The organism is bacterium (assembly GCA_023135785.1).
Lineage (GTDB): Bacteria > CAIJMQ01 > CAIJMQ01 > CAIJMQ01 > CAIJMQ01 > CAZNJA01.
The window spans coordinates 1-8,106 of sequence record JAGLSL010000041.1 but is presented as its reverse complement, the minus strand read 5'-3'; the positions used below and the strand labels follow the sequence as shown (position 1 = coordinate 8,106).

Annotated in this window: 8 protein-coding genes; 4 read left to right on the top strand and 4 right to left on the bottom strand. The window is 36.7% G+C overall.

Features of this window, described 5'->3' with window-relative positions; genetic code table 11:
* The 4 genes from tadA (KAS42_03745) to KAS42_03730 all read right to left on the bottom strand — a co-directional run.
* On the bottom strand, nt 1–572 hold a 572-nt coding region (gene tadA, locus KAS42_03745; GenBank protein MCK4905338.1), incomplete at its 3' end, for a Flp pilus assembly complex ATPase component TadA.
* A gap of 200 nt (nt 573–772) precedes the next feature.
* The gene (tadA, locus tag KAS42_03740; GenBank protein ID MCK4905337.1) at nt 773–2,491 is read right to left on the bottom strand and encodes a Flp pilus assembly complex ATPase component TadA; all 1,719 of its coding nucleotides are present in this window, start codon (nt 2,489–2,491) and stop codon (nt 773–775) included.
* Nucleotides 2,492–2,572: 81 nt separating this feature from the next.
* On the bottom strand, nt 2,573–3,325 hold the full coding sequence (gene kdsB / locus KAS42_03735) for a 3-deoxy-manno-octulosonate cytidylyltransferase (protein MCK4905336.1): 753 nt from the start codon (nt 3,323–3,325) through the stop codon (nt 2,573–2,575).
* Between the two features lie 145 nt (nt 3,326–3,470).
* Complete coding sequence (locus KAS42_03730) at nt 3,471–4,556, bottom strand: hypothetical protein (GenBank protein MCK4905335.1); 1,086 nt, start codon at nt 4,554–4,556, stop codon at nt 3,471–3,473.
* A gap of 180 nt (nt 4,557–4,736) precedes the next feature.
* Between KAS42_03730 and KAS42_03725 the strand changes: the two genes are divergently transcribed.
* From KAS42_03725 to KAS42_03710, 4 genes are all read left to right on the top strand, one after another.
* Complete coding sequence (locus KAS42_03725; GenBank protein MCK4905334.1) at nt 4,737–6,065, top strand: diguanylate cyclase; 1,329 nt, start codon at nt 4,737–4,739, stop codon at nt 6,063–6,065.
* A 9-nt stretch (nt 6,066–6,074) separates the two neighbouring features.
* Entirely contained in the window at nt 6,075–6,749 is a 675-nt protein-coding gene (locus KAS42_03720) for a hypothetical protein (protein ID MCK4905333.1), read from the top strand.
* Nucleotides 6,750–7,327: 578 nt separating this feature from the next.
* Entirely contained in the window at nt 7,328–7,570 is a 243-nt protein-coding gene (locus KAS42_03715) for a hypothetical protein (protein MCK4905332.1), read from the top strand.
* A gap of 22 nt (nt 7,571–7,592) precedes the next feature.
* The gene (locus KAS42_03710; GenBank protein MCK4905331.1) at nt 7,593–7,850 is read left to right on the top strand and encodes a discoidin domain-containing protein; all 258 of its coding nucleotides are present in this window, start codon (nt 7,593–7,595) and stop codon (nt 7,848–7,850) included.
* Nucleotides 7,851–8,106 lie beyond the last annotated feature (256 nt).

The window sequence follows — 8,106 nt, the reverse complement described above, 5'->3', positions numbered from 1 at the left end:
CGCAGTATGGATCTCAGCCCGCTGGAAAAGGTAATACCAGCTCGAGGATTAACCTGAACCTGATTAATGTTCTTAAACCGATATTCTACAGGGTCTTCAATAGTGATAATATGACAGTCCATTTTTGTATTTATAAAATCTATCATTGTAGCTAAAGTCGTCGTTTTACCGCTTCCCGTCGGACCTGTCACTAAAACTAGTCCGCGAGGACGATATAGAAGTTCTTTAATACCACTCGGCAAACCAAGTTGTTCGAAAGTCAACAACCTATAGGGAATAAGTCTTAAGGATAATCCAATTGTTCCTCTTTCATAAAAAACAGCTACTCTAAATCTGGCTAATTCTCCGAAACTAAACCCAAAATCTGTATTGCCCAATTCTCTTAATCTTTTTTGGTGAAGAGGCGTGGTAATATTTTTCATAAATTCTTCGGTATCTTCAGGCGTCAAGGGCGGATAATCCAACTCATGCAACGAGCCGTGTATTCTTAAAATGGGAGGTTTGCGAACTTTTAAATGCAAATCTGAAGCGTCTTCATCTACAACAATTTTTAATAACTCGGATATCTCCATTTTTTTCCCTCACTTTGTTCGGAAATCAGATGTCAGAAGTCAGAAAACAGAATTCAGATTCTTTCTGTTCTCTATTAACTGTCCCCTGTGCCCGAAGCTGTTAATAAAATAAATTCAACTCTTTGGGCGTCCCCCCTGTTAGTCTCGCCATTGTATCAGTGGCGGACTAGGGAGGATATACTTCATTCTATCCTCTGTCCTTATTCATCCACATCCACAACATCACTTTGAGTGTTAGAAATAACTTCTTCCGCAGTTGTAATCCCTCTGCAAACTTTAATCCATCCATCTTCTCTCAACAATTTCATTCCTTCCTGACGGGCCAAATCTCTAATTTTACGGGATACGATTTGTTCCAGCACTAAATCTCTTATTTTTTCAGACATAACCAAAAGTTCATATATCCCCACCCTGCCTTTATATCCGGAATTGTTGCACTGCTCACAACCTCTACCTTTTTTAAAAGTTGCCGTTTTTAATATTTCCGCGCCCATTTCCTGCTCTATTATTTTTAATATTTCTACGGGGGGCTGATAATTTTCAATGCATTTTTTGCATATAGTTCTAATTAATCTCTGTGCCAATATTGCTTGGACGGAAGAAGAAACTAAAAATGGTTTTACACCCATATCTATCAATCGCGTAAGCGCGCTTGCTGAATCATTGGTATGAAGAGTCGAAAAAACAAGATGTCCTGTCAACGCCGCTCTCACCGCTATTTCGGCAGTTTCCGTATCGCGAATTTCTCCAACCAAAATAACATCAGGAGCCTGTCTAAGCATACTCCTAAGAGCATTGGCAAATGTAAGGTCTATTTGCGGATTTACCGGCACTTGATTTATTCCGGAAAGTTGATATTCTACAGGATCTTCGACAGTTATGATTTTTTTGTCAGGAGTATTAAGTTCGTTCAGCACCGCATATAGAGAAGTTGTTTTTCCCGAACCCGTAGGTCCAGTAACAAGAATAATTCCATTTGTTGTTTTTATCACTTCTGACCATTTTTTTTGGTCTTCCTCTATAAACCCTAATTCTCCTAATCCAAGAAGAAGACTGGATTTATCTAAAATTCTCATAACTATTGATTCGCCGTGAATACTCGGTAGAGATGAAACTCTTAAATCAAGTGTCTTCCCCATTATGGTAACAAGAATTCTACCATCTTGCGGCAATCTTTTTTCTTCTATTTTCATACCTGCTAATAGTTTAATCCTAGAAAGAACCGATGGTTGTATTTTTTTAGGAGGAGCTTGTATTTCATGAAGTATTCCGTCAATCCTGTATCTCATGCGAAGCCTATTAATTAGAGGTTCAACATGAATATCAGATGCTCTAGCCTTAAACGCTTCCAAAATCAGCATACTCACAAATTTTATTATCGGAGCGTCCTCACCCACCTCCTCAATTGATTCGCCCTCTAACCCTGCAATAGACAAGTTTGATTCGCTTATTTCAGTAACTAAAGTGCTCAACGTTTCTTCTGCAACTCCATAGTGTTGGGTAAGTTTCGACTCCATATCTTGTTCTTTTGCCAATACAGGATTTATTTTATACCCTACGGTCTTTTCAAGATTGTCAAGCGATAAGAAATCCAAAGGGTCAGCTAAAGCGATTGTTAAGATTTCATTTTCCAATTTTAAAGGCAACAATTTATATCTTCTTGCTACTGCTGCAGGTACTAAATTGACAACTTTTTTGGGAGGGTTATATTCTTTAAGATTAATGGGGATTAAACCAAAATGGGAAGCCAATGCCTTGGTAAGAGCTTCTCTGCTGATAAATTCAAGTCTTACTAAAATATCACCTAATCTATCACCTGTGTTTTGTTGTTCTTTTAGCGCAATTTCGAGCTGTTCTTCATTTACAAGCCCCATGTTTATTAATGTATCTCTGAATATCTGTTGCTCTCTCTTCCCCATATTATTAACTTTTTGTTTTTCCAATCGTTCAAAATCGAACAGTCGAACTGAAAAGATATCAAACATCTAGCCAATAGTCAACTATTTTCGAATCTGCATTTGCAATAGGTTCTCCACCATTTTAAAGTCTTCTTCAGCATTAACACTTTGGGAATCAAACAAGCTGTTCACAACTTTAATTTTATAGTCGTTATCCAATGCTCTAAGCTGTTCTAATTTTTCTTTTTCTTCTAACAATGAAACAGGTAAAGTAGCAATCTTTTGTAAAAAATCCATTTTGTAAGCATATATACCTAAGTGTTTTAAAAATACGAAATCATCCTGTTTTTCTCCGTTATAAAAAGGGATTTGCGAACGAGAAAAATAAAGAGCAAAATTATTATTATCAACAACAACTTTCACAGTGTTACTATTCTGAAATTCTTTTATACTTGAGGATTGATATGCCAAAGTTGCCATGTCAATGATTCCCGATTTACGTAAAGACGAGACGAGACTTTCCACTGACAAAGAAGAAATCAAAGGTTCGTCTGCCTGAATATTAACAATTATATCCTCATCGGCAAGATTCAAAATTCTTGCGGCTTCAGCTATTCGGTCTGTACCACATTTATGCGAAGAAGAAGTTCTGATAATTTTCCCGCCGAATTTTTTTATTGAATTTTCAATTTCTTCGCTATCGGTTGCAATAAAAACATCAGAAAAAGAAGAAATCTTTGAAGCGTTTAGCCAAACCCACTGGATTAACGGCTTATCCAAAATTTTGCGCAAAAGTTTGCCTTGAGCTCTGGTTGAGCCATATCTCGCCGGGATAATGCAGAAAACTTTTTCCATTTGAATTCCTTAATTTCTGTATAGAGACTGAACGGAAATAAATAGAAATATGTTGAAATATATTGCCTATATACTATGTATTTCTAAGTATCTCCATTTATTTCTACGTATATCTAGTATATCCGTTATATTTCCATTTTTATTTTTAAGACGTTGCTCCCTTTGTGCCTGTTTGCTTTTCCATTTCTAAAAGTTTCTTGCCATACCCAAATCCCTCAACTGCCACCGGGTCATCGCTTCTAATAGTTCTGCTTTTGGATCTTTCTAAGTTATAAAATTCTCTTTTGTTTAATAGATTTAAAAACCTATCTTTAAAATCACCAAAACTTTCCCCATAAATATGATAAGAATCCGAAATATCCACATATCTGCCTACATTTACTTTCTTGTTGATTTTTTTTGATATTTCTTCGGAAATATATTTTTGAAGTTCCGTAATTCCAAATAGATTCATAAAAGCCGCTCTATAAGCATCTCTTGAACGCCAATGTGTATTCATTACCAAATAAAGTTCTGAGTTTTCCTCGAAAATTCTGCACCATATTCGCTGAAGACACGGAGGATCATCGGCGTTGGCGTCACAAAAAGGTATCCATGTAATCGCCTGAGCTCTTCTTGAATAATGCGTAGCGGAAAGTTTTTCTATTAATTTTTCCACCTGATTTACCCCGTTAGAAGTAGCCCCGACGTTACGTCGGGACGTACGGTCACCTAAGGGTGACCTACTTTTAACCCCTTTAGAGAATTTTTCTCTAACGGGGCGAGCGGAGTGAACGGTTTCCTTTGGATTTTGCGGCAAATGATAATTAAAAAGTCTATCGTGATAAGTATATGTCCATTTACCTTCTTCGGGATTGATCCAATTATCATGAACGCCAAAAACTATTTCTTGTCTGTATTTTTCCAAGTCTTCCATCCCTCCGGGGAATGCAAGATGAATTCTTGGCTGGGAAAACGGCTGATTTACAGCCATAATCATTGTCGCGTCTTTACTCGGCGGATCAATTGCTTTGTCATATTCGGTTTTATTTTCAGCGCCTTTTTCCCATAAAGCTACAAGACTTTTTTCCCAAACCTCTGCAACACCCTCGCCTTCTATCATTATTACGGGTAATTTCATAAGTTTCCCTTCATTATTGTTTTGTATTTTAACACTCTTATCGGAAAATTGTCTATCGCATATTATTGTATTGACTATACTATTAATGTATATGGTATATAATGGAAGCAATTGTTGTTTCTATCTCCCTTACATTTTTCCCTTAGAAATCGCAGAGCGATTTCAAGGACTTGGTTCCGGAAATCTTCCCCTGAGGAATGCAGAGCATTCCCAGGACTAAAGTACCCGAAATTTCAGGGTGCAGATTTCTCGGGGTCGAAATGTAACGGGGGGAATTATAAAATTATAAAAATGAAACCTTTCCTGCTTTTTGTATTTTGGTTGCTTAATATAAAAAAACGCACCTCTCGCACTCCATTTCATCCCGACATATGGGGGTTCTTGCCTTTTCTAATATTTCCACTGATATTAACTATTCCATGGTATTACCAAATGGTTCAACCGGAAAAACTTTCTTTTTTCCAAGCCAATTATTTGTTGGAAATAGGACCTCTGTTTTTTTATTATGTATTCGGCTTAATGATAATGTTATTTATAACCATAATCTCTTTCCCCCACGTCCCAAATTTAAAGATTTCATTTTTGGGATATTTATTCATGATAAGCGGAATGCTTTACGCTTTCAGATTGGCAAACGCTCCATATTTCAAAGATTTTGGACATATAACACCTATGTATTTTTTGGTAATGTTCAATTTACTGTTAATAAGCATTGTTCCGGGATTCCTACGCAGAGAAACCAACAGGCTCGTTTGCGCAATAGCTACATCGATGGAATTGGGATTGGTAATGTTATTGTTGGAAAAAGGTTCTGTCATATTTAATTTTACGTTATTACATGGAGTATGGATTTTCCCCTTATGCACCGCAATTATCATAACAAGTTGGTTCTTTTCAAGAAACAACTACGGATTAGGCGGCGGGATTTCAGGACTTGCTTGTTATTATACTTTCGGCCACATATTTAGGAATACTGCGATCGAAAATATCATATGGTTATCCACCCCCTTATTACTGTCGATAATTATCCTTTACAATTGGCTTACAAGACTTTCTTACAGAGTATCATACGACCCGGTTCTCAATATTTATACGAGGGGTTTTTGTAACAATATCATACACGGACACGCTAATATAAATATGGGAAGTAAATTTTCCGTTGCCATGTTAGATATCGACCACTTCAAAAGAATTAACGATACATACGGGCACGAGATGGGCGATAGAGTTTTACATAACATTGCCCAAGTAGTGCGCGGTTATGCAATGCCAAGAGGTATTACTTGTCGTTACGGAGGAGAAGAACTGGCGATATTTTTCCCTCACACAAAGTTATATAAAGCAGTTGCTATTTCAGAAAGGATACATAAAGCAGTGGGAAAAGTAACCATACCTGTAGCCAAAAACAAAAAAGAAACATTGACAATCAGCATAGGAGTGGCAACAAATTATAAAGGCGAAAGCATTTTACAAACCTTAAAAAGAGCAGATGACGCGCTCTATCGCGCAAAAGAAGGAGGACGAAACCAGGTCAAAAAAGCCGAGCCACCATTGACTGAACCAGAACAAATTCAGCCCATAGACAACCAATCCAACACCTCACCAAATTCATTAGCATAAGCATAAAAAATGAGTCAAAACAATAAAAAAGAATCAAGAAATTTTACTTTTCTAAAAATTATTGCCCTCATTGTTTTAATCATTATCGCGCTCAAGTTAAGAATCGTCGCCATGAATTCAACGGGATACGGTGCTCTTGTCAATATCCCATTGTTTGTTTTGCCGCTGCTTTTAATAGGTTATCTTATCTGGGATCTTTTCGGCGACCAAATTAGCGAACCAATTGCTTCTTTTATTTTGCAATCGGGAGAAAAAATCTCCAAGCCCAAATATTATTCCAAAGCACGCGCGTTGTTAATGCAAAATAAAATTGAAGATGCAATAAAAGTTTACGAGAAAATTTTAAACGAAGACAAAACCGACATTACGGCTTATTGCGAACTTGCGGATATCTACTATGAAAAATTAAAAGACTTTTCAGCTGCCTTCAACTGCTACGAAAAAATAGAACAATATGCTCGGGAAAATACCGACATAATATTTGCTATAAACCGTAAAGCAGACATTTACTTATTGGATAAAGATTATTCTAACCCCAAACCCCCCGATATCGTCGGGGCGGGAGAGCAGGCTCGATTCAGGGCTAAAGCAATTGAAGAACTAGAAAAAATAACACAAAAATTCCCAAAAACAAAAGATGCAAAACGCGCCGAAGAGAGAATGAAGAATCTAAAAAATAATTAATAGAAATACATGGATATACAATGGATATATGATAGAAATGCATAGAAATATATGGAAATACAGTGGATATACATAGAAATATAGTAGATATACAATGGATATATGATAGAAATGCATAGAAATATATGGAAATAAATAGATATACGTGGTAGACAGGCAATATATATCCCTGCTTGCCCCGATGTAACATCGGGACAAGCGGGCAGGTAAATGGGCAAATACTGTATCCTCACCTTTAAATAATTGACTTGATTTTGGCAACCTTTGCAAAAAGCTACTATTTCAGCTGATGAAACTTTTAGATTAGAGAACCTATCTCCTGGTGAACATATTATAGTCACTGGAGATAACTCTTCTATCAGAGTTACTACAGACTTAATTACTGTTGAAGAAGATACAGAAAAATGAAAGACATTCTTATTGAAATTAATCACCATGGGAAACTAAACAGCTGATAGAAGAATCAAGTGTTGCACTCTATACAGAAACCGATTACCTGCCCCAGTAAAATAGAGTACAATGAATCTCGTTCCGGTTGTGGTGAATCATCCTCCGGTTGTGCTTTACCCTCATATTTTATGATAAATGGGGAAGTAACCGTTAAAAATCTCAAACCCGGCAAATACTACGTTATGACGAGAGCATTAGACCATCTTTTTTCAGAAAAAAAGGAAGTTGAAGTTTCGGACAAAGAAATTTCCATAACCATAGAACTCAATCCCACAGGAAAAGTTACTTCATCTTCGGTAGAGGGCAGGAAGCAGAACCTTAAATCTAAGAATGCCATTGATGGCAGATATGGGAACCAGATGAGCCGGTGAGTTTAGTGACCCGCAATGGATTATGTTAAATTTTGGGGAAAAAGCTGTATTCAACAAGGTTATTTTATATTGGGAAGATGCTTTTGGTAAAGCATATGAAATACAAGTATCGGATAATAAGAAAATTTGGGAGAATGTCTATTCTACCGGCAACAGAGGTGACGAGACAGATGAGATAAAATTTGATACGATAACAGCCCGCTATGTCAGGATGTATGGAACAAGGCAGGCAACCAGATATGGTTATCATTCTCTATGGAAATTTAGTGTAGAAAATTAATTAACAAATTAGAAAGGGCAATTAAAAGCAAAATAAACCTTCAAGCTTAAAGTTATCAGGGGGAATTGGTTTCATTTGAGCTTCAAAATCCTGGTGAGACAATTTAGTCGCAGGCGCGAAATGGCCTGCGGCTAAATTCAACAAGGACAGATATAGGAAGATGTCTTTTATAAAATAAAATGCAGGGAGAGAGTAAATTAATGAATGTGGTTAGAAGAGCGGTAAGCTATGTCTTGATATTATTTGTTTCAGTTTT